The sequence below is a fragment of the Pseudomonas sp. P39-UII1 genome, from assembly GCF_039672635.1.
In the GTDB taxonomy this organism is placed as follows: Bacteria; Pseudomonadota; Gammaproteobacteria; order Pseudomonadales; family Pseudomonadaceae; genus Aquipseudomonas.
The window spans coordinates 123455-144458 of sequence record NZ_JBDFPP010000013.1 but is presented as its reverse complement, the minus strand read 5'-3'; the positions used below and the strand labels follow the sequence as shown (position 1 = coordinate 144458).

Here is a 21004-nt window from a genome sequence, read left to right as displayed (position 1 = left end):
CAGGTTCCTTAGACTTCTACAGGCGTGTCCGGGTGGTTGCCCCATTCGCTCCACGAGCCGGCGTAAGCCTTGACGCGTGGGTAGCCGAGGGCCTTGGCCACCAGGTAAGTGAAACCGGAGCGGCGGTGTGACTGGCAATGGGTGATCACTTCCTTGTCGGGGGTGATGCCCAGTTGCAGGAGGACTTGCTGGATGTCCTGGCGGATGCGCAGGTGGTCGTTGAGGTCCATGCCAGCGGTCCACTCGAAGTTGATCGCGCCGGGAATATGCCCGCCTTTGGCGGCCAGGACTTTTTCACCGTTGAATTCCTGTGGGCCACGGGCATCCCAGATCACCAGGTCGTCGGCGCCCAGGCGGCTTTGCAGGTATTCGCGGGTGGCGGTCGGCTCGCCGTGCAGGTGCAAGCGCACAGGCGTATTGGCTGGCGCTGGTACTTCGGTCACCAGCTTGTCTGCCGGCCAGGCCTGGATACCGCCATTGAGGTAGTGGTAGTGCGGGTGACCGATGACATCGAGCATCCAGATGAAGCGCCCGGCCCAGCCGCCGCCTTCATCGTCGTAGACTACGTAGACGGCGTCGTCGCGGTGACCGAGCTCGCTGAACAGTTTTTCCAGGTCAGCCAGCGCCGGCAGCAGCCCAGGCGCTGGAGGCAGGCCCAGCTGGGTGCGTTTGCCCTCGACGAAGCGCGCGCCCGCAATATGCCCGCTGACATAGCGGTTGGCGCTGCTCAGGTCGACCAGGATCAGCTGGGGCGAACCCAGGCGCGGCAGCAGGTCCGCAGGCTCGATCACCAGCGGCAGTCCGGCAAAATCAGTCATCCACGGTCTCCAGTGTGGAAAGAGGTGCGATTGTAGCGCAAGGGTCAGGCATTGCGGTTGGCAAACACAGCGAGCGCACGCTCGATACATTGCGCGGTTTTGCCAAACGCTTGCACGCTGACATCGGCCAGCGGCTTGCCGCCCTGGTCGGCCACCGCCAGCATCAGCACCTGGTCACCTACTGCCATTGAGCGCAACAGCAGGTGTTCGCTGCGGAAGAAAGCGCGCAGCGGGGCCGGCATCAAGGCCGAAAGTTGGGCATGGTTTTCTGGCGTCAGGCGCAATTGCGCGGCTTGGCCTACCAGCTTCTGCAGCAGCTTGTTCTGCGGGATGGGCAAGGCGATGGCTTCGGCTTCCTTGGGCAGGCCGGCGGTTTGCTGTACGCGCAGGGCGTCGTTGGCCCTGTCCAGCGTCAGCAGCATGATGCGCTGCATGCCACAGGCCAGCAACGCCTCGCGGGCCTGGGTAGCCAGGTGCACGGTATTGGTAAAGGGGCTGGGCTTGGCCAGCAGTTCCTGGCACAGCTTGCGCCACTGGCCCAGCGCCTCGCTGGAGGGTGGTGGTGGGGTGATCATGTCGGGGTGCGGGCGGCGCTGGTGCCAGGGCCAGATCAAGGCTTCGGCGGGGTGGAACAGGGCGTGCCTGGCGTGGCGTCGGGCACTGGCGGCAGCCTGCTGGTGGACCTGCTGTTGCACGTCCTCCAGCGAGGTCTGCAGGTACAGCGCGGTGAGCAGTTGCCAGCGCAGCAGGTGCGGGTTGTCCCAGCCCACCTGGGCCGCCAGGGCCAGGTTGTTGGCCAGCAGCACGGTATTGGCTGGCTGGTTGAACCAGCGGCTCAGGGCGGGGGCTTCGTCCAGGCGGTGCTGCTGGCTCAGCAGGTCACCGTCACGGGCGATGCTGAGGATCTGGCCCAGCTGTTCACGTTCTTCCAGCAACAGGCGGTAGCCCTGGGTGACCCATTGCGACAGGCGCCAGTGTTCGGCCATGGCTTGGCACAGCGCCATGATGCGCACGCCGAACAGTTCCAGCTCCACCTCTGCGGCCTCTTCGCCCTTGTGGATGACACGCAGCTCCCAGGCGTCGAGCAGCTTCGGATAGGCCAGCGCCATCGGCCACAACGGCGACAGGAACAGCAGGCTGCCCCAGTGAATTTCCTGCCACAGCCGCGCCAGGCGGCTGGCGAACAGGCCGCTGGCCTGCTGCGAAGCGTGCTGGCTGATCAACAGGAACTGGCGCAGCACCGGCGGGATATCGTGGTCCGGCAGGGCTGGCAAGCGGGTAAGCAGTTCGCGGGTGCGCGCCAGGCCCAGGCGATTGAGGGCGATTTCCAGGCTTTCGGCGGGTTCGGCCTGGCTGGCATTGGCCGGGTGATTGGCCTCGCGCATCACCGACAGCACCAGTGCTGGGCTGTCCTGCATCAGTTCGGCGATGTCCCGCAGTGAGCGGCGGCTATCGTTGATGGCGCTCATGACCCGGTCGTAACTCTGCTTCGGCACCGGTACGCGAATACCGTCGAGCAGCTTTACCCAGGCCTCTAGCGTACGCGGATTCTGAGTGGGCACCTTGGATTCCATTGGCATTTTGACATCAGTCCGAACTGGCTTTTCGCATTGAGTGGCTATAGTCTGGCGCAGATCTGCCGATAAGTAGAAGAAGAGTTTTAAAGCTCCCGTCCCTCACCCTGACCACGACAGCAAGTGCTTTGAACCTATGGCTAAAATTATCGGCATCATCGTCGTATTCGCGAGCGTGCTCGGCGGATATGTGCTCTCCCACGGCAAGATCGCGGCACTGATTCAGCCGTTTGAAGTGCTGATCATCGGCGGTGCAGCCTTTGGCGCTTTCATGCAGGCCAACCCTGGTTACATGACTATGCATGTAATCAAGAAGTCGATGAAGATGTTCGGCTCGCGCTTCACCCATACCTTCTACCTCGAAGTACTGGGCCTGGTTTACGAGATCCTCAACAAAAGCCGTCGTGAAGGCATGATGGCGATCGAGAGCGATATCGAAGACGCTGCGGCCAGCCCGATCTTCGCTAAATACCCTGCCGTGCTGGGCGATGAGCGCATGACCGCATTCATCTGCGATTACCTGCGCATCATGTCCACCGGCAACATGGCGCCCCACGAGCTCGAAGGCCTGTTCGACATGGAACTGCTGAGCATGAAGGAAGAGCTCGAGCACCCGTCGCACGCGGTCACGGGCATTGCCGACGGCATGCCCGGTTTCGGTATTGTCGCGGCAGTACTCGGTATCGTGGTGACCATGGCTTCGCTGGGTGAGGGCGACCAGGCGGCCATCGGCATGCACGTAGGTGCGGCCCTGGTCGGTACCTTCTTCGGTATTCTTGCGGCGTATGGCTTCTTCGGCCCGTTGGCCAAGTGCCTGGAGCACGACGCCAAGGAAGAAATCAACCTTTACGAGTCGATCAAGGCTTCGCTGGTAGCCTCGGCCTCCGGCATGCCGCCTTCGCTGGCCGTCGAGTTCGGGCGCAAGGTGCTGTATCCGAAGCACCGCCCGAGCTTTGCCGAGCTGGAACAAGCAGTTCGCGGTCGCTAAGCCATGGAAAACAACCAGCCGATAATCATCAAGCGCGTCAAGCGCTTCGGTGGCGGGCACCATGGCGGCGCCTGGAAGATCGCCTTCGCCGACTTCGCCACGGCGATGATGGCGTTCTTCCTGGTGCTGTGGTTGATGTCCACTGCCACGCCTGAGCAGAAGATCGCCATTGCCGGCTACTTCAAGGACCCGATCGGCTTCTCCGAGAGCGGAACCCCCTATGTGATCGACCTGGGTGGCTCGCCAGAGCTCGCCCCGGAGAAGACCATCAACCCGGAGCAGCAGTCCGAGCAAAAACCTGATACCAGCATCCAGCTGAACAAGGATCAGGTCGAGACCATGGCCGAGCAGGTTGAGCGCGAGCGCCTCGAATTGCTGCTGCAGGAGCTGCAGAACAAGGTCGACGAAAACCCGCAACTGCAGAAGTTCAAGGACCAGATTCTGTTCGAGATCACCCAGGACGGCCTGCGCATCCAGATCATGGACGCCGAGAACCGGCCGATGTTCGACATCGGCAGTGCTCGCCTGCAGCCGTACTTCGAGGACATCCTGCTGGCCATGGCCGACACCATCAAGGCGGTGCCGAACAAGGTCAGCATCAGTGGCCATACCGACGCCAAACCCTATTCGGGCAGTGGTGAGTTCGGTAACTGGGAGCTGTCGGCCAACCGCGCCAACGCTGCGCGCCGTGCGCTGGTTGCCGGGGGCTACCCGGACGACCAGGTGGCGCGGGTGGTGGGTTATGCCTCGTCGTCGCTGTTCGACCGCAAGAACCCGTTCAACCCGGTCAACCGCCGTATCGATATCATCGTCCTGACCAAGAAGGCCCAGCGCAACATCGAGGGCGAACAGGGCACGCCGGAGGCCCCGGCTGCTCAGCCGAGCCAGGCTGCGCCGCCTGCCGGTGGCGCACCTGGTGCTGCTGCCCCAGGGGGTTCGGCGGCCCCCGGTGCGGGCGATGCACCGATGCAGCCGCGTGAACTGCGCCAGAAGCTGAACATCTTCGAGGACGGTACCTTGAAGATGGACGAGGCCAAGGACCAGTAACCGCTCGGGGCCGCTTTGCGGCCCCGATGCATTCAAAACCCCCGCCGGATCTTGGCCTTCAGGTCGGCATGGAAGAAGTCTGCATTGTCCCTGTCGGTGCAGCTTCCACGCCCTGTCGGCAACACCATCGCCCGCTCGAACGTGCACTCATCGTGATAAGCCCGCACGAACAGGTCGATATGTGCGCGCTCGCGCATCACCGGCCATTTGCCAAACCATTCGGGTAACGTGCCGCCATCGCCCTGGTAGAAGACCACGCGCCGGGTGGCCATGACCGCGGTGCCCAGCAGCCAGGGCGTCCACCAGTCTGCCGCAATGCAGGCTGGGAGCAGGCCGATCCAGTGGGTCGCATTACCCATCTGTTGGCAGAAGCTGCCATACAAGTCTTCGCTGGTCTGCCCTGGGCTGTCGAACAGGACCAGCTGGGCGGGAATGCCTTCGAGCAGCAGGCGCTCATTGAGGATGAAGGCGTCAAGCCGCTGCTCGTGGCGGTAGCTGATGAAAACCGGCATCGCGGTTGCCCTCCCTGATAGATGTAATGACCATCAGGGAAAGCAGCAGGCGGGGCAATAGACGACGGTGAAACCGGAGCGATCCTACGCGCCCCGGTAATGTTTCCTACAGATCAGTAGGCGTCTTCTGGCAGGCTGGCGATGATCGAGCGGTAGCTGTTCATGCGCTGTTGCTTGATGCGGCCGTCTTCCAGTGCCTTGAGCAGCGCGCAACCTGGCTCGCGATCATGCTTGCAGTCGCGGAAGCGGCATGTGCCGAACAGGTCGCGGAACTCGATGAAGCCACCCTCGACGTCATCACGGCTGACGTGGCCGAGCCCGAATTCGCGGATACCCGGCGAGTCGATCAGGTCGCCGCCGTTGGGGAAGTGGTACAGGCGTGCGGTGGTGGTGGTGTGCGTGCCCTGGCCCGACCATTCGGACAGGTCGCCGACCCGGGTGTCGGCGGCAGGCAGCAGACTATTGACCAGGGACGACTTGCCCACACCGGACTGGCCGACGAACACGCTGATGTGGCCGTCCAGCATCTGTTGCAGGCGTTGCATGCCATCACCGTGGTGAGCAGAAACTTCCAGCAGCGGATATCCAAGGTCGCGATAGACCTCGAGCAGCGCCTGCAGGGCCGGGCCATTCTCGTCGTTGATCAGGTCGGCCTTGTTCAGCAGCAGCAGCGGGCGAATGCCAGCGTGCTCGGCAGCAACCAGGTAGCGGTCGATCAGGTTCGGGTGCGGTTCGGGCGCCGGTGCGAAGACGATCACGATCAGGTCGACGTTGGCCGCCACCGGCTTGAGCTGGCCGTGGTTGTTCGGCCGGCACAGCTCTGTGGTGCGTGGCATCTGCGCGACGATCACGCCGATGCCTTGGTTGCCGGCCCGCCAGACCACACGATCGCCGGTAACCAGCGCCGGCAGGTTGGCGCGCAGGTGGCAGCGGAACACCTGGCCTGCAACGTCGCCGTCCTGAGCTTCGACCTCGACCTGCACACCAAAGTGCGCGATCACCAGGCCCAGTTGTTCGGGCCCCAGGTCACCACCCTCCAGCTCCTGCAGCGCATGCTGCTCGCGTTTGGCGGCGCGCGCGGCGCGTTCGTTCTGGATCTTTTCGATGCGCCAGTTCTGGCGGCGGTTGAGCTGGCGTTTGGCCATGAATGTTCCGTGGTGGGGCAGAATGAAATCGGCAGGCAGTTTAGCACGGTGGGCGGCTGACCATTCTGGTTACCTTCGCGCCGGGAATGCGCGGCACTCTGCCGCTAGGCTACTATGACGGCCTATACGAGGAGCCTCTTCATGCAGAACCCACAGAACCTGATCTGGATCGATCTGGAAATGACCGGCCTGGACCCGGACAACGACGTCATCATCGAGATGGCCACCATCGTCACCGACAGCGAACTGAACACCTTGGCCGAGGGGCCGGTGATCGCCATTCACCACAGTGACGAAGTGCTGGCCCGCATGGACGAGTGGAACACCCGCACCCACGGCGGTTCGGGGCTCACCCAGCGTGTGCGCGAAAGCCAGGTGAGCATGGCCGAGGCCGAAGCGCAGACCATCGCGTTCCTGGAGCAATGGGTACCGAAAGGCAAGTCGCCGATCTGTGGCAACAGCATCTGCCAGGACCGCCGCTTCCTCTATCGCCACATGCGTAACCTGGAAAACTACTTCCACTACCGCAACCTCGACGTCTCCACCGTGAAGGAGTTGGCTGCGCGCTGGGCGCCGGACGTGCGTGACAGCTTCAAGAAGGGCAGCACCCACCTGGCGCTGGACGATATCCGCGAGTCGATCGCCGAACTGCGCCACTACCGCGAGCACTTCATCAAGGTGTGAGCCGAAAGCGCGCAGATATTGTCGTGGCGCCCTCTTTTGGTGCCTGGGGCAACTGGTTAGACTGCGCGCCTTTCTCGCACGGACCCGCGCCATGTTGTTGATGCTCTACCTTATCGCCATTACCGCCGAAGCCATGACCGGCGCCTTGTCTGCCGGCCGTCGCGGCATGGACTGGTTTGGCGTGGTGCTGATTGCCTGCGTCACCGCCCTTGGGGGCGGCTCGGTGCGCGACGTGCTGCTCGGGCACTACCCGCTGACCTGGGTTAAGCACCCGGAATACCTGGTGCTGACCAGCTTCGCTGCGCTGTTGACGATTTTCATCGCACCCATGATGCGCCGCCTGCGCTCGCTGTTCCTGGTGCTGGATGCCCTGGGGCTGGTGGCGTTTACCCTGATCGGCTGCATGACTGCGCTGGAGATGGGGCAGGGCATGCTGGTGGCGTCGATCAGCGGCGTGATCACCGGGGTGTTCGGCGGGATCCTGCGGGACATCTTCTGTAACGACATCCCGTTGGTGTTCCGCCGTGAGCTGTATGCCAGCGTATCGTTTGCGGCGGCGTGGTTCTACCTGGGGTGCGTGTACTTCAAGGTGCCGGCCGAGCAGGCCATGCTGCTGACCCTGTTTGGCGGGTTTCTGGTGCGCTTGCTGGCGATTCGCTTCCATTGGGAAATGCCAAAGTTTCACTACAACGACCAGCAGTAGCATTCAGGCGCCCGATAGCCTGTAGGAGCGGCTTCAGCGTGTGAAGTCGTTAATCAACCCCGTGCCTGGCCAGCGCCCACTCGACATGCTCGCGCACCAGCTCCGACGGGTCTTCCCGCCGCGCCTTCAAGGCCTCCAGCACCGGAATGGTCGAGGGCGCATTGCCCAAGCCTACGGCCAGGTTGCGTAACCACCGCTCATACCCCGCCCGCCGCAACGGCCCACCCTCGGTCTTGCGCAGGAAGGTCTTCTCGTCCCACAGGAACATCTCGGCCAGTTCAGCATTTTCCAGCCCGTGCCGCGGCTGGAAGTCACCCTCCTGGGTCGGGCGGGCGAAGCGGTTCCACGGGCAGACGATCTGGCAGTCGTCGCAGCCGAACACCCGATTGCCCATCATGCCGCGCAGCTCGACGGGAATCGCGCCCTTGAGCTCGATGGTCAGGTAGGAAATACAGCGCCTGGCATCGAGCACGTAGGGCCCGACGAATGCCTTGGTCGGGCAGATGTCCAGGCAGGCCTCACAGCGCCCGCAGTGCTCGCTGGTATGTGCTTCGTCCACCGGCAGCGGCAAGTCGACAAACAGTTCGGCCAGGAAAAAGTAACTGCCGGCCTTGCGATTGAGCAGCAGGGTGTTCTTGCCGATCCAGCCCAGCCCGGCCTGCTCGGCAATCGCTTTCTCCAGCACCGGGGCGCTGTCGACGAAGGCGCGGTAACCGAATGGGCCGATATCTTCCTGGATGCGATCGGCCAGGTGCTGCACGCGTTTACGCACCAGCTTGTGGTAATCGCGGCCGAGGGCGTAGCGCGACACGTAGGCTTTTTCTGGCTGGGCCAGGCGTTGCGCCATCTGCGTGTCGCCCGGCAGGTAGTCCATGCGCAGCGAAACCACCCGTACCGTGCCGGGGATCAACTGGTCGGGGTGCGCACGTTTGCCATCATGGGCGGCGAGGTATTCCATTTCGCCCTGGTAGCCGGCAGCCAACCACCGCTGCAGATGTTTTTCGTGCTCGCCAAGGTCCACCCCGGCGATGCCGACGTGGGCAAAACCGAGTTCTTGGCCCCAGATCTTGATCGATTGGGCCAGTGCGGCGAGGTCAAGTGTGCAAGCAGACATGGATGGGCAAGGCAATACGGGCTCAGGTGCGTATAATTCTGCCAGACATTGGAGCCTTTGACCCCATGCCGCAGACCAAACACCCAAGCCAAAACCCGCAACTGCTCAGCAGCGTCACCGTCGCGCGCCTGCCTGCCCGCCATCCGCACGCCCACAAAGGCGACTTCGGCCATGTGCTGGTGGTGGGTGGCGACCTGGGTACCGGTGGCGCGGTACTGCTCAGCGCAGAGGCCGCGTTGCGCTGCGGCGCTGGGCTGGTCAGCGTGGCGACCCGCCCCGAGCACGTTGCTGCGGGCTTGACGCGACTGCCCGAAAGCATGTGCCTGGGCGTGAATTCGGCCAACCAGCTGATGGGCGTGCTGGAGCGTGCCTCGGTGCTGGTGGTCGGCCCTGGCCTGGGCCAGGCCGCCTGGGGGCGTAGCCTGTTGTCCGCGGTGGCCAATGCCGAGCGGCCACAGGTGTGGGATGCCGATGCACTCAACCTGCTGGCGCGTGCCCCATTGGCCTTGCCCAGCGGCAGTATCCTCACCCCGCACCCGGGAGAGGCCGCGCGGTTGCTGGGCATTTCCACCGAGGCAGTACAGGCTGATCGGCCGGGCGCCGCGCGCAAGCTGGCGCGCCGCTATGCCAGTGTTTGCGTGCTCAAGGGGGCCGGTACGCTGGTTGCCGACCCGGCCGGCCAGCTGGCGCTGTGCCAACGCGGCCACCCGGCAATGGCCGGGGCCGGGTTCGGCGATGTGCTTACCGGTGTGCTGGCAGCGTTGTTGGCCCAGGGGCTGGATGCCTGGCAAGCCGCTGGCCTTGGGGTGTGGTTGCACGCCTGTGCGGGCGAGCGGCTGGGAGTCAAAGGTAGAGGCTTGGCGGCCAGTGATCTGGCGCCGGTCATTCGTGAGTTGTTGGAGGAGCATTCTGCGTGTCTGGCATAACCCTGTTTCTGGCCGATGAAGACGCCACGGTGAAATTCGGTGCATCACTGGCCGAAGTGACCGGCGGTCGCGGCGTGATCTTTCTCGAAGGTGACCTGGGCGCGGGCAAGACTACGCTTTCCCGAGGGCTGATTCGTGGCCTTGGCCATACCGGTGCGGTGAAAAGCCCGACCTTCACCGTGGTCGAACCCTACGAAATCGGCGAGGTGCGCGCCTACCATTTCGACCTGTATCGCCTGGTCGATCCGGAGGAGTTGGAGTTCATGGGGATTCGTGACTACTTCGAGGGCGACCCGCTGTGCTTGTTCGAGTGGCCAGAAAAGGGCGCGGGCGTTTTGCCAAAGCCTGACCTGACCATTACCATAAGCCCCCAAGCGGGCGGACGCTCGCTGATCCTTTCGCCGCAGGGGGCTCGCGGCGAGGCCTGGTGCACTGCATTGGCCAAACACTATAAACAGTAAGTGGGGTAGGTATGCGCATACGCGCACTGGTCGCTGTCGTTGGGCTGCTGCTGACAGCGGTGACCGTTGACGCTCTGGCCGTCACTCAAGTCAAGAGCGTGCGCCTGTGGCGCGCACCGGACAACACGCGGCTGGTCTTCGACCTGTCTGGCCCCGTGCAGCATAGTGTTTTCACCCTCAGCGCACCCGATCGCCTGGTCATCGACATCAATGGCGCGACCCTGGGCGCGCCGCTGAACGTGTCCACCTCCAACACGCCAATCAGCAGCGTGCGCTCCGCCCAGCGCACGCCCACCGACCTGCGCGTGGTGGTCGACCTGAAAAAGTCGGTTACGCCGAAGAGCTTCACCCTGGCGCCCAATGCCCAATACGGCAATCGCCTGGTGGTCGATTTGTACGACCAGGAGGCCGACGCCATTGCGGCCACGGCGCCGGTAGCACCACCAACGCCTGTGCAAACCCCGGCGACCACACCTGCGGTGCCGGTCTCACCGGCCCAGCCAGCGATCAAGCTGCCACCTGTGCCGAGCGGCAAGCGTGACATCGTCGTCGCCATCGACGCCGGTCATGGCGGCGAGGACCCTGGTGCCTCGGGCTCGCGCGGCCAGCACGAAAAAGACATCGTGCTGCAGATCGCCAAGGAACTGCAGCGCCAGATCAGTGCCGAGAAGGGCTACCGTGCCGAGCTGACGCGGACCGGTGACTACTTCATTCCGCTGCGCAAGCGCACCGAGATCGCCCGCAAGAAGGGTGCAGACCTGTTCATCTCCATTCACGCTGACGCCGCGCCGTCGCGGGCCGCCTTTGGCGCCTCGGTGTTTGCCTTGTCCGACCGTGGCGCGACCTCCGAGACCGCGCGCTGGCTGGCCGACACCGAAAACCGTTCCGACCTGATCGGTGGTGCCGGTAACGTCAGCCTCGACGACAAGGACCGCATGCTCGCGGGCGTGTTGCTCGACCTGTCGATGACCGCGACGCTCAGTTCCAGCCTCAATGTCGGGCAAAAAGTGCTGGGCAACATGGGCCGCGTCACGTCGCTGCACAAGCAGCGTGTCGAGCAGGCAGGCTTCATGGTGCTCAAGTCGCCGGACATTCCGTCGATCCTCGTCGAAACCGGGTTCATTTCCAACAACAGTGAAGCTGCCAAGCTGGCCACCCGCAGCCACCAGCAGGCCTTGGCCCGCTCGATCCACACCGGTGTGCGCCAATACTTCCAGCAGAACCCGCCGCCTGGCACCTACATCGCCTGGCTGCGCGACAGCGGCAAGATCGCCCAGGGCCCGCGTGAACACACCGTGCGCCCAGGCGAGACCCTGGCGATGCTTGCCGTGCGCTACCAGGTGAGCGTGGCCAGCCTGCGCAACACCAACAGCCTCAAGACCGATGAGCTGAAAGTCGGCCAGCACCTCGATATTCCCGCCACCACCCTGGCCTCGCAACAATGAGTGGTGGTTCGCGCATCCAGCTGCTCAGCCCGCGGCTGGCCAACCAGATTGCCGCCGGTGAGGTGGTCGAGCGCCCGGCTTCGGTGGCCAAGGAGTTGCTGGAGAACAGCCTCGACTCCGGCGCCCGGCGCATCGATGTCGAAGTGGAGCAGGGTGGCGTCAAGCTGCTGCGGGTGCGTGACGATGGCAGCGGCATTTCCGCCGACGACCTGCCATTGGCCCTGGCCCGTCACGCCACCAGCAAGATCCGTGAACTGGAAGACCTCGAAGGCGTACTGAGCCTGGGCTTTCGCGGTGAGGCACTGGCCTCGATCAGCTCGGTGGCGCGCCTCACTCTGACCTCGCGCACTGCCAGTGCCGGCGAGGCCTGGCAGGTGGAAACCGAAGGCCGCGACATGACCCCGCGTGTGCAGCCTGCGGCGCATCCGGTCGGTACTTCGGTGGAAGTGCGTGACCTGTTCTTCAATACCCCGGCCCGGCGCAAGTTCCTCAAGGCCGAAAAAACCGAATTCGATCACCTGCAGGAAGTCATCCGGCGCTTGGCCCTGGCCCGTTTCGATGTCGGCTTCCACCTGCGCCACAACGGCAAGAGCATCCTCAGCCTGCACGAAGCCCACGACGAAATGGCACGCGCGCGGCGCGTCGGCGCCATTTGCGGTGCAGGCTTCATGGAGCAGGCACTGCCGATCGACGTTGAACGCAACGGCCTGCGCCTGTGGGGTTGGGTCGGCCTGCCGACGTTCTCGCGCAGCCAGGCAGACCTGCAGTACTTCTTCGTCAACGGCCGTGCAGTGCGCGACAAACTGGTCGCTCATGCCGTGCGTCAGGCCTACCGCGATGTGCTGTTCAACGGCCGTCACCCGACCTTCGTGCTGTTCCTCGAACTCGAACCCAATGGTGTCGACGTCAACGTGCACCCGACCAAGCACGAAGTGCGTTTCCGTGAAGGCCGTTCGGTTCACGACTTTCTGTATGGCACCCTGCACCGTGCCCTGGCCGACGTCCGCCCGGAAGACCATCAGGCCGCGCCCGCCGCGGCAACCGAGATCGTCCGCCCGACCGGGCAACAGGCTGGTGAATTTGGCCCGCAAGGTGAAATGCGCCTGGCCTCGCCGGTGCTCGAACAGCCCCGCGCGCCCCAGCATTCGATTTCCAACGGCGGTAGCGGCGCGGGGTACCAGTATCAGTACACCCCACGCCCGTCGCAGCCACTGCCGGCGGCCGAAACGCAGGCAGTCTATCGCGAGTTCTACAAGCCGCTGAATGATGGCGCGGCTGTAGCTTCCGCATTGCCGGAGAGCCAGGGCGACATCCCGCCACTGGGGTATGCGCTGGCCCAGCTCAAGGGCATCTACATCCTTGCCGAGAATGCTATCGGCCTGGTGCTGGTGGACATGCACGCCGCTCACGAGCGCATCATGTATGAGCGGCTCAAGGTGGCGATGGCCAGCGAGGGCTTGAGCGGCCAGCCGTTATTGGTGCCCGAATCGCTGGCGCTGAGCCAGCGCGAGGCCGATTGCGCCGAGGAGCACGCCCAGTGGTTCCAGCGCCTGGGCTTCGAACTTCAGCGTCTGGGCCCCGAGACCCTGGCGATCCGGCAGATTCCGGCGTTGTTGAAGCAGGCCGAAGCCAATCGCCTGGTGCAGGACGTGCTCGCCGACCTGATGGAATACGGCACCAGCGATCGCATTCAGGCGCACCTGAACGAACTGCTCGGTACCATGGCCTGCCACGGCGCCGTGCGCGCCAACCGGCGCCTGGCCATCCCCGAGATGAACGCCCTGCTGCGCGACATGGAAAACACCGAACGCAGCGGCCAGTGCAACCATGGCCGACCGACCTGGACCCAGATGGGCCTGGACGACCTGGACAAACTTTTCCTGCGCGGTCGATGACATGAGCGGCAAGCCCCCAGCAATATTCCTCATGGGCCCGACGGCGGCCGGCAAGACCGACCTTGCCATCGAGCTGACCAAGGTGCTGCCCTGCGAGCTGATCAGCGTCGACTCGGCGCTGGTGTACCGCGGCATGGACATCGGCAGTGCCAAACCCTCCAAGGAGGTACTGGCGGCCCACCCGCACCGGCTGATCGACATCCGCGACCCGGCCGAAAGCTACTCTGCTGCGCAGTTTCGCAGCGACGCCCTGGAGGCGATGGCCGACATCACCGCGCGCGGCAAGATCCCGCTGCTGGTCGGCGGCACCATGCTCTACTACAAGGCCTTGCTCGACGGCCTGGCCGACATGCCAGCCGCCGATGCCGGGGTGCGCGCCGAACTGGAGGCCCAGGCCGAGGCCCTTGGCCTGGCCGAGTTGCACCGCCAGCTTGCCGAAGTGGACCCGGTGTCGGCCGCGCGCATACACCCTAACGACCCGCAACGGCTGATTCGTGCCCTGGAGGTCTACCGGGTGAGCGGCGAGAGCATGACAGCCCATCGCCAGCGTCAATTCGCGGAAAGTAGCGGCGCAGACGCAGGCGCTGGCGGGCATTTGCCCTATACTGTCGCGAGTTTGGCGATTGCTCCTACAGATCGTCACATTTTGCATCAGCGAATTGCGCTACGATTTTCGCAGATGCTGGAACAGGGCTTCGTCGATGAGGTCCGATCGCTGCGAGCCAGAAGTGACTTGCACGCCGGGCTGCCGTCTATACGGGCAGTGGGGTACAGGCAAGTCTGGGATTACCTCGACGGCAAGCTGACTGAGAATGAGATGCGAGAACGCGGTATCATTGCCACTCGCCAGCTGGCCAAGCGGCAGTTCACCTGGTTGCGCGGTTGGTCCGACGTGCACTGGCTCGACAGCCTGGCCTGCGACAATCTGTCCCGCACCTTGAAATACCTTGGGGCCGTCTCCATATTGAGCTGAGTCCCTGCTGATTGCCGTCTATTCTTGCGAAGGGGCGGCCAAACTTATCGATTTCTTTGATTTACTACTATTTATCCTTACAGGAGTGCGGCATATGTCAAAAGGGCATTCGCTACAAGACCCTTACTTGAACACCTTGAGAAAAGAAAAGGTCCCGGTTTCGATCTATCTGGTCAACGGCATCAAGCTGCAGGGTTCGATCGAATCGTTCGACCAGTTCGTGGTACTGCTGAAGAACACTGTCAGCCAGATGGTCTACAAGCACGCGATTTCGACCGTGGTTCCTGCCCGTCCGGTTCGCCTGCCAAGCCCGTCCGATTCCGAACACGGCGACAGCGAGCCAGGCAACGCCTGATAGGAGCCTGCATTGTTCTTTGAGCGCCACGGTGGTGGTGAGCGAGCGCTGCTCGTTCACTTGGAAGGTCAGAACCCTGAGGCGCGCGAAGACCCGCAGGAGTTTCAGGAGCTGGCATTGTCGGCCGGAGCCGATATCGTCTCGCTGGTCACGGTGGCAAGGCATCAGCCTACCGCCAAATACCTGATTGGCAGCGGCAAGGTCGAGGAACTGCGCGACCTGGTCAAAGCCGAACAGGTAGACCTGGTAATTTTCAATCACACCCTCACGCCCAGTCAGGAACGCAACCTCGAACGTGTCTTCGAGTGCCGCGTGCTTGACCGTACCGGGCTGATCCTCGATATCTTCGCCCAACGGGCGCGTACCCATGAAGGCAAGCTGCAGGTCGAACTGGCCCAGCTCGAGCACATGAGCACGCGGCTGGTGCGCGGCTGGACCCACCTTGAGCGTCAAAAAGGCGGTATCGGCATGCGCGGCCCGGGTGAAACCCAGCTGGAAACCGACCGCCGCCTGCTGCGGGTACGCCTGCGTCAGATCAAGTCACGCCTGGAGAAGGTCCGCAGCCAGCGCGAACAGGCTCGTCGGGGCCGTCGCCGTGCGGATATCCCGTCGGTATCGCTGGTGGGCTACACCAACGCCGGCAAGTCCACGCTGTTCAATGCCTTGACCGAATCCGAGGTGTACGCCGCCGACCAATTGTTCGCCACCCTCGACCCGACCCTGCGCCGGCTCGAGCTCAACGACCTTGGGCCGATCGTGCTGGCGGATACCGTAGGCTTCATTCGCCACCTGCCGCACAAGCTGGTCGAGGCATTTCGGGCTACGCTCGAAGAGTCGAGCAACTCCGACCTGCTGCTGCATGTGATCGACGCCCATGAGCCAGAGCGCATGGAGCAGATCGAGCAGGTGCTGGCAGTATTGACCGAGATCGGTGCAGAAGGCTTGCCGATCCTTGAGGTCTATAACAAACTCGACCTGCTTGAAGATGTCGAGCCACAGATCCAGCGCAACGCCGACGGCAAGCCGGAGCGGGTCTGGGTATCGGCACGAGATGGACGTGGCCTGGAGCTGGTCGGTCAGGCGATTGCCGAGTTGCTGGGGGATGATCTGTTTGTCGGTACCCTGTGTCTGGAGCAGCGTTTTGCCCGCTTGCGCGCGCAATTCTTTGCCCTGGGTGCCGTGCAGAGTGAAGCGCATGACGAAGAAGGGCGCAGCCTGCTGAGTGTGCGACTGCCCATGGTCGAATTGAATCGCCTGGTCAGTCGTGAAGGCATGGAGCCGCAAGTGTTTGTCGAGCAACACACTTTGCAATAAATGCCCGCCGAGGTCGTCGGGCAGCAGTGGCAGGCATTCTGTAGCATTGGACGGCGCGCCGTGGGCGCGTCTTTGCTTTATCAGATGGAGAGCGCTATGGCTTGGAACGAGCCGGGTGGCAACTCGAACAATCAGGATCCCTGGGGCGGTCGCCGTGGTGGCGGCGGCGGTGGTGGCGATAAAAAAGGCCCGCCGGATCTGGACGAGGCCTTCCGCAAACTGCAGGACAGCCTGAACGGCATGTTCGGCAGCGGCAAGAAACGTGGCGGCGGTGACCGCAATGTCGGCAAGGGTGGCGGCTACGGCCTGCTGGGCATTGGCCTGGCGGTGCTCGCTGCAATCTGGCTGTACAGCGCCGTGTACGTGGTCGACGAACAGGAGCAGGCCGTTGTGCTGCGCTTCGGCAAGTACTATGAGACGGTCGGTCCCGGCCTGAACATCTACTTCCCGCCAATCGATCGCAAGTACATGGAAAACGTCACGCGCGAGCGTGCCTACACCAAGCAGGGCCAGATGCTCACCGAAGACGAGAACATCGTTGAAGTGCCACTGACCGTTCAGTACAAGATCACCAACCTGCAGGACTTCGTGCTCAACGTCGACCAGCCGGAAGTGAGCCTGCAGCATGCGACCGACAGCGCCCTGCGCCACGTGGTGGGTTCCACCTCGATGGACCAGGTGCTGACCGAAGGCCGTGAGCAGATGGCCGTGGACATCCGCGAACGCCTGCAGCGCTTCCTCGACAACTACCGTACCGGTATCACCGTCACCCAGGTCAACGTACAGAGCGCGGCAGCCCCGCGTGAAGTGCAGGAAGCCTTCGACGACGTGATCCGCGCCCGTGAAGACGAGCAGCGTGCCCGCAACCAGGCCGAGTCCTACGCCAATGGCGTGGTACCCGAAGCCCGCGGTCAGGCCCAGCGCATCATCGAGGACGCCAACGGTTATCGCGACGAAGTCATCGCCCGTGCCAAGGGTGAGGCAGACCGCTTCACCAAGCTGGTTGCCGAGTACCGCAAGGCACCTGACGTAACGCGTCAGCGCCTGTACCTGGAGACCATGCAAGAGGTCTACAGCAATACCAGCAAAGTCATGGTGGCAACCAAGGACGGGCAGAACAACCTGCTCTACCTGCCGCTGGACAAAATGGTCGAAGGCAGCCGCAACACGTCGGCACCGACTACCAGCGTGTCGCCATCGGCGAACGATGCGGCCGCACGTGCGGCGCAGGACCTGCAACAGCAACAGCAGCAGTTGCGTACTAGGGAGAGCCGCTGATGAGCAATAAATCGCTGATCGCCCTGATCGCCGCTGTGGTGCTGGCCGTCGTGGCCTGGAACAGCTTCTACATCGTGGCCCAGACCGAACGCGCGGTACTTCTGCAGTTCGGCCGTGTGGTCCAGGCGGATGTTCAGCCCGGCCTGCATGTGAAGGTTCCGTATGTGAACCAGGTGCGCAAGTTCGACGCCCGCCTGATGACCCTCGACGCCCCGACCCAGCGGTTCCTGACCCTGGAGAAGAAAGCGGTGATGGTCGACGCCTACGCCAAGTGGCGCGTCAAGGATGCCGAGCGTTTCTACACCGCGACGTCTGGCCTCAAGCAGATCGCCGACGAACGCCTGTCGCGTCGTCTGGAAAGCGGCCTGCGCGACCAGTTCGGTAAACGCACCCTGCACGAAGTGGTTTCCGGTGAACGTGACGCGCTGATGGCTGACATCACCGCCTCGCTGAACCGCATGGCCAACAAGGAGCTGGGTATCGAAGTGGTCGATGTGCGCGTCAAGGCCATCGACCTGCCGAAGGAAGTCAACCGCAGCGTGTTCGACCGCATGAGCACCGAGCGGGAGCGTGAAGCCCGCGAGCATCGCGCCAAAGGTAACGAGCTGGCCGAGGGTATCCGTGCGGATGCCGACCGTCAGCGCCGTGTACTGCTGGCCGAAGCCTATCGCGAAGCTGAAGAAACCCGCGGTGATGGCGACGCCCAGTCGGCCTCCATCTATGCCAAGGCTTACACCCAGGACGCCGATTTCTACGCGTTCTACCGTAGCCTGCAGGCATACCGCGAGAGCTTCTCGAGCAAGAGCGACGTGCTGGTCCTGGATCCGAAGAACGAGTTCTTCCGCTTCCTGGACAAGAGCAAACCCTGATGCTCTGAATCGGGATCGCCCCGCCTGGCAGCTAAAATTCCAGGCGGGGTGCATCCTGAATCAAAAGGGGTGTATGATGAGGCAGCCGGGAAATTTCCCGGCTTTTTTGCGTCTGCATGGTTGATTGGCAAAGCGCCAGTTGACGGTTTGGTCAGCTCGCAAGGCAATTCGAGGGTATTGGGTACGGTGGTGGCGCTGGGATCAGTGCTGCCTGCTGCTGTGCGCCAATGCCTGCTTTACTGACGGCTCGCCTGTTGGCAAGCCGCCCGGACCAGAGGGGAAATGGCGTAATGGCAACGGTAGACCGCTGGCTGCTGCCAGATGGCATCGAGGAAGTACTGCCACCTGAAGCTGCGCGCATCGAGATTGCGCGTCGCCAGGTGTTGGACCTGTTCCAGAGTTGGGGTTACGAACTGGTCGTCACCCCGCATATCGAGTACCTGGAGTCGCTGCTGACCGGCGCCGGCCAGGACCTGGATCAGCGCACCTTCAAGGTGGTCGACCCGCAGTCCGGTCGCCTGATGGGCTTCCGCGCCGACTTCACGCCGCAGGTGGCGCGCATCGACGCCCACACCCTGCGCCGCGAAGGCCCGAGCCGCCTGTGCTATGCCGGCAGCGTGCTGCACGCCCAGCCGCGTGCACTGTCCACCTCGCGCAGCCCGATCCAGTTGGGTGCCGAGCTGTACGGCGACGCCAGCCCCACCAGCGATGTTGAAGTCATCAGCCTGATGCTCGCCACCTTGCAACTGACCGACGTTGCAGATGTGCACATGGACCTCGGCCATGTCGGCATCTACCGTGGCCTGGCGCGCGCCGCCGGCCTGTCGGGCGCCGTCGAGCAGCAGTTGTTCGACGCCCTGCAGCGCAAGTCGGTGGATGAAGTGCAAGCACTGACCGCGGACCTGCCGAAAGACCTGGGCAACATGCTGCGCGCCCTGGTCGAGCTGTGTGGTGGCCGTGAAGTGCTGGCTGAAGCCCGCGTGCGCCTGGGCCGTGCCCCGGCCAGCGTGCTGGCCGCGCTGGACGACCTGTTGGCGATCGCCGATCGCCTGGCGTCGCGCTTCCCGCAGTTGCCGCTGTACTTCGACCTCGGCGAGCTGCGTGGCTACAACTACCACACCGGTGTGGTGTTCGCCGTGTTCGTGCCCGGCGAAGGTCAATCGATCGCCCAGGGCGGTCGCTACGACGACATCGGCGCAGATTTTGGCCGGGCCCGCCCGGCCACAGGTTTCTCCACGGATTTGAAGACCCTGGTCACACTGGGGCGAGCGGAGGTCGTATTGCCAACTGGCGGCATCTGGATGCCCGACAGTGGTGACGCGGCCCTCTGGCAGCAGGTCTGCCAGTTGCGCAACGAGGGCCAGCGTGTGGTCCAGGCTTTGCCTGGCCAGCCGTTGAGTGCTGCTCTCGAGGCGGATTGTGATCGGCAATTGATTCAGCAAGACGGGCGCTGGCAGGTTCTGCCGCTGACCCATTGAGTTTCTGCGTCGGCAGTAGGCCGGCAACCAAGTTTGCGTGAATGAGGACCAATGTAATGGGTAAGAATGTCGTCGTCCTGGGCACCCAGTGGGGTGATGAGGGCAAAGGCAAGATCGTCGATCTGCTGACCGAACATGCTGCCGCCGTAGTGCGCTATCAGGGTGGCCACAACGCGGGCCACACCCTGGTGATCAACGGTGAAAAAACCGTTCTGCACCTGATTCCGTCCGGCATCCTGCGTGAAGGCGTTCAGTGCCTGATCGGCAACGGCGTGGTCGTTGCTCCAGATGCTCTGATGCGTGAAATCACCAAGCTGGAAGAGAAGGGCGTACCGGTGCGCGAGCGCCTGCGCATCAGCCCGGCTGCTCCGCTGATCCTGTCGTACCACGTGGCCCTCGACCAGGCCCGCGAGAAAGCCCGTGGCGAAGCCAAGATCGGCACCACCGGCCGTGGGATCGGCCCAGCGTACGAAGATAAAGTCGCCCGCCGTGGCCTGCGTATCGGTGACCTGTTCCACCGTGAGCGTTTCGCCGCCAAGCTCGGTGAGCTGCTGGACTACCACAACTTCCAGCTGGTCAATTACTACAAAGAGCCGGCCATCGATTTCCAGCAGACGCTCGATGAGTGCATGGAATACGCCGAGCTGCTGAAACCGATGATGCTCGACGTCACCGCCGAGCTGCACAACCTGCGCCGCGCTGGCAAAGACATCATGTTCGAAGGCGCCCAGGGCTCGCTGCTGGACATCGACCACGGTACCTACCCGTACGTCACCAGCTCCAACACCACCGCTGGCGGTATCTCCACCGGTTCCGGCGTTGGCCCGATGTACCTGGACTACATCCTCGGCATCACCAAGGCCTACACCACTCGCGTGGGTTCCGGCCCGTTCCCGACCGAGCTGTTCGACGAGACCGGCGCTGGCCTGGCCAAGCGTGGCCACGAATTCGGTTCGACCACCGGCCGTGCCCGTCGCTGCGGCTGGTTCGATGCCGTCATCCTGCGTCGCGCCATCGACGTCAACAGCATCTCGGGCATCTGCCTGACCAAGCTGGACGTATTGGACGGCTTGGAAACCATCAACATCTGCGTTGGCTACAAGAACGAGAACGGCGCCGTCATCGACGCACCGTCCGATGCCGACAGCTACATCGGCCTGGAGCCGGTGTACGAAGAGATGCCAGGCTGGAGCGAGTCGACCCTGGGTGCCAAGACCCTGGAAGAGCTGCCTGAAGCTGCCCGCGCTTACATCAAGCGTATCGAGGAGCTGACCGGCGCGCCGATCGACATCATCTCCACCGGCCCGGACCGCAACGAGACCATCGTGCTGCGTCATCCGTTCGCCTGATCTGCCCTCCAGGCTGATCTGACGCCGCGGCCCTGCAAGGGGCTGCGGCGTTTTTGTTTGTCCGCCCGGCTATACG

The 21004-nt window shown here is 63.4% G+C and carries 20 protein-coding genes; 15 read left to right on the top strand and 5 right to left on the bottom strand.

The window, feature by feature from the left end:
- Window positions 1–8: 8 nt before the first annotated feature.
- Both ABEH27_RS17740 and ABEH27_RS17735 read right to left on the bottom strand, forming a co-directional pair.
- Window positions 9–818: a rhodanese-like domain-containing protein gene (locus ABEH27_RS17740; protein ID WP_346614822.1), complete on the bottom strand. Its 810-nt coding sequence runs from the start codon at window positions 816–818 to the stop codon at window positions 9–11.
- A 44-nt stretch (window positions 819–862) separates the two neighbouring features.
- Window positions 863–2398, bottom strand: coding sequence for an HDOD domain-containing protein (locus ABEH27_RS17735; RefSeq protein WP_346614821.1), 1536 nt, complete (start codon window positions 2396–2398; stop codon window positions 863–865).
- 130 nt (window positions 2399–2528) lie between these two features.
- On the opposite strand from ABEH27_RS17735, the gene motA reads away from it, so the two are divergent.
- Window positions 2529–3380, top strand: coding sequence for a flagellar motor stator protein MotA (gene motA, locus ABEH27_RS17730; RefSeq protein WP_346614820.1), 852 nt, complete (start codon window positions 2529–2531; stop codon window positions 3378–3380).
- A gap of 3 nt (window positions 3381–3383) precedes the next feature.
- Window positions 3384–4427: a flagellar motor protein MotB gene (gene motB / locus ABEH27_RS17725; RefSeq protein WP_346614819.1), complete on the top strand. Its 1044-nt coding sequence runs from the start codon at window positions 3384–3386 to the stop codon at window positions 4425–4427.
- 32 nt (window positions 4428–4459) lie between these two features.
- Here the strand turns inward: motB and ABEH27_RS17720 are convergent, their stop codons facing one another.
- Window positions 4460–4939, bottom strand: a complete 480-nt coding sequence (locus ABEH27_RS17720) for a molecular chaperone Tir (protein WP_346614818.1) — start codon at window positions 4937–4939, stop codon at window positions 4460–4462.
- 113 nt (window positions 4940–5052) lie between these two features.
- Complete coding sequence (rsgA, locus tag ABEH27_RS17715; protein ID WP_346614817.1) at window positions 5053–6084, bottom strand: small ribosomal subunit biogenesis GTPase RsgA; 1032 nt, start codon at window positions 6082–6084, stop codon at window positions 5053–5055.
- Window positions 6085–6225: 141 nt separating this feature from the next.
- On the opposite strand from rsgA, the gene orn reads away from it, so the two are divergent.
- Both orn and ABEH27_RS17705 read left to right on the top strand, forming a co-directional pair.
- Window positions 6226–6768, top strand: coding sequence for an oligoribonuclease (orn, locus tag ABEH27_RS17710; protein WP_346614816.1), 543 nt, complete (start codon window positions 6226–6228; stop codon window positions 6766–6768).
- Window positions 6769–6859: 91 nt separating this feature from the next.
- Complete coding sequence (locus ABEH27_RS17705; protein ID WP_003249516.1) at window positions 6860–7471, top strand: trimeric intracellular cation channel family protein; 612 nt, start codon at window positions 6860–6862, stop codon at window positions 7469–7471.
- A gap of 49 nt (window positions 7472–7520) precedes the next feature.
- Here ABEH27_RS17705 and queG read toward each other — a convergent pair whose 3' ends face one another.
- Window positions 7521–8585: a tRNA epoxyqueuosine(34) reductase QueG gene (gene queG / locus ABEH27_RS17700; protein ID WP_346614815.1), complete on the bottom strand. Its 1065-nt coding sequence runs from the start codon at window positions 8583–8585 to the stop codon at window positions 7521–7523.
- Window positions 8586–8650: 65 nt separating this feature from the next.
- On the opposite strand from queG, the gene ABEH27_RS17695 reads away from it, so the two are divergent.
- From ABEH27_RS17695 to ABEH27_RS17645, 11 genes are all read left to right on the top strand, one after another.
- Window positions 8651–9511, top strand: coding sequence for an NAD(P)H-hydrate dehydratase (locus ABEH27_RS17695; RefSeq protein WP_346614814.1), 861 nt, complete (start codon window positions 8651–8653; stop codon window positions 9509–9511).
- Window positions 9499–9972 (top strand): tRNA (adenosine(37)-N6)-threonylcarbamoyltransferase complex ATPase subunit type 1 TsaE, encoded by a 474-nt coding sequence (gene tsaE / locus ABEH27_RS17690; RefSeq protein WP_346614813.1) that lies wholly within the window; start codon window positions 9499–9501, stop codon window positions 9970–9972. The genes ABEH27_RS17695 and tsaE overlap by 13 nt, the downstream gene beginning before the upstream one ends.
- An 11-nt stretch (window positions 9973–9983) precedes the next feature.
- Complete coding sequence (locus ABEH27_RS17685) at window positions 9984–11417, top strand: N-acetylmuramoyl-L-alanine amidase (protein ID WP_346614812.1); 1434 nt, start codon at window positions 9984–9986, stop codon at window positions 11415–11417.
- Window positions 11414–13312 carry a DNA mismatch repair endonuclease MutL gene (gene mutL / locus ABEH27_RS17680; protein ID WP_346614811.1) on the top strand — a complete coding sequence of 633 codons (1899 nt, stop codon included), beginning with the start codon at window positions 11414–11416 and terminating at the stop codon, window positions 13310–13312. Before ABEH27_RS17685 ends, mutL begins: the two co-directional genes overlap by 4 nt.
- Window position 13313: 1 nt before the next feature.
- A complete protein-coding gene (gene miaA / locus ABEH27_RS17675; protein ID WP_346614810.1) occupies window positions 13314–14285 on the top strand; it encodes a tRNA (adenosine(37)-N6)-dimethylallyltransferase MiaA in 972 nt (323 codons plus the stop codon).
- A 94-nt stretch (window positions 14286–14379) separates the two neighbouring features.
- Window positions 14380–14640 carry an RNA chaperone Hfq gene (gene hfq / locus ABEH27_RS17670; RefSeq protein WP_003258160.1) on the top strand — a complete coding sequence of 87 codons (261 nt, stop codon included), beginning with the start codon at window positions 14380–14382 and terminating at the stop codon, window positions 14638–14640.
- 12 nt (window positions 14641–14652) lie between these two features.
- Window positions 14653–15954 (top strand): ribosome rescue GTPase HflX, encoded by a 1302-nt coding sequence (gene hflX / locus ABEH27_RS17665; RefSeq protein WP_346614809.1) that lies wholly within the window; start codon window positions 14653–14655, stop codon window positions 15952–15954.
- 96 nt (window positions 15955–16050) lie between these two features.
- Window positions 16051–17232 carry an FtsH protease activity modulator HflK gene (gene hflK, locus ABEH27_RS17660; RefSeq protein WP_346614808.1) on the top strand — a complete coding sequence of 394 codons (1182 nt, stop codon included), beginning with the start codon at window positions 16051–16053 and terminating at the stop codon, window positions 17230–17232.
- The gene (gene hflC / locus ABEH27_RS17655; RefSeq protein WP_346614807.1) at window positions 17232–18101 is read left to right on the top strand and encodes a protease modulator HflC; all 870 of its coding nucleotides are present in this window, start codon (window positions 17232–17234) and stop codon (window positions 18099–18101) included. Before hflK ends, hflC begins: the two co-directional genes overlap by 1 nt.
- A 290-nt stretch (window positions 18102–18391) precedes the next feature.
- A complete protein-coding gene (locus tag ABEH27_RS17650) occupies window positions 18392–19579 on the top strand; it encodes an ATP phosphoribosyltransferase regulatory subunit (protein WP_346614806.1) in 1188 nt (395 codons plus the stop codon).
- A gap of 56 nt (window positions 19580–19635) precedes the next feature.
- Window positions 19636–20928: an adenylosuccinate synthase gene (locus ABEH27_RS17645; protein WP_346614805.1), complete on the top strand. Its 1293-nt coding sequence runs from the start codon at window positions 19636–19638 to the stop codon at window positions 20926–20928.
- Window positions 20929–21004: the final 76 nt, after the last annotated feature.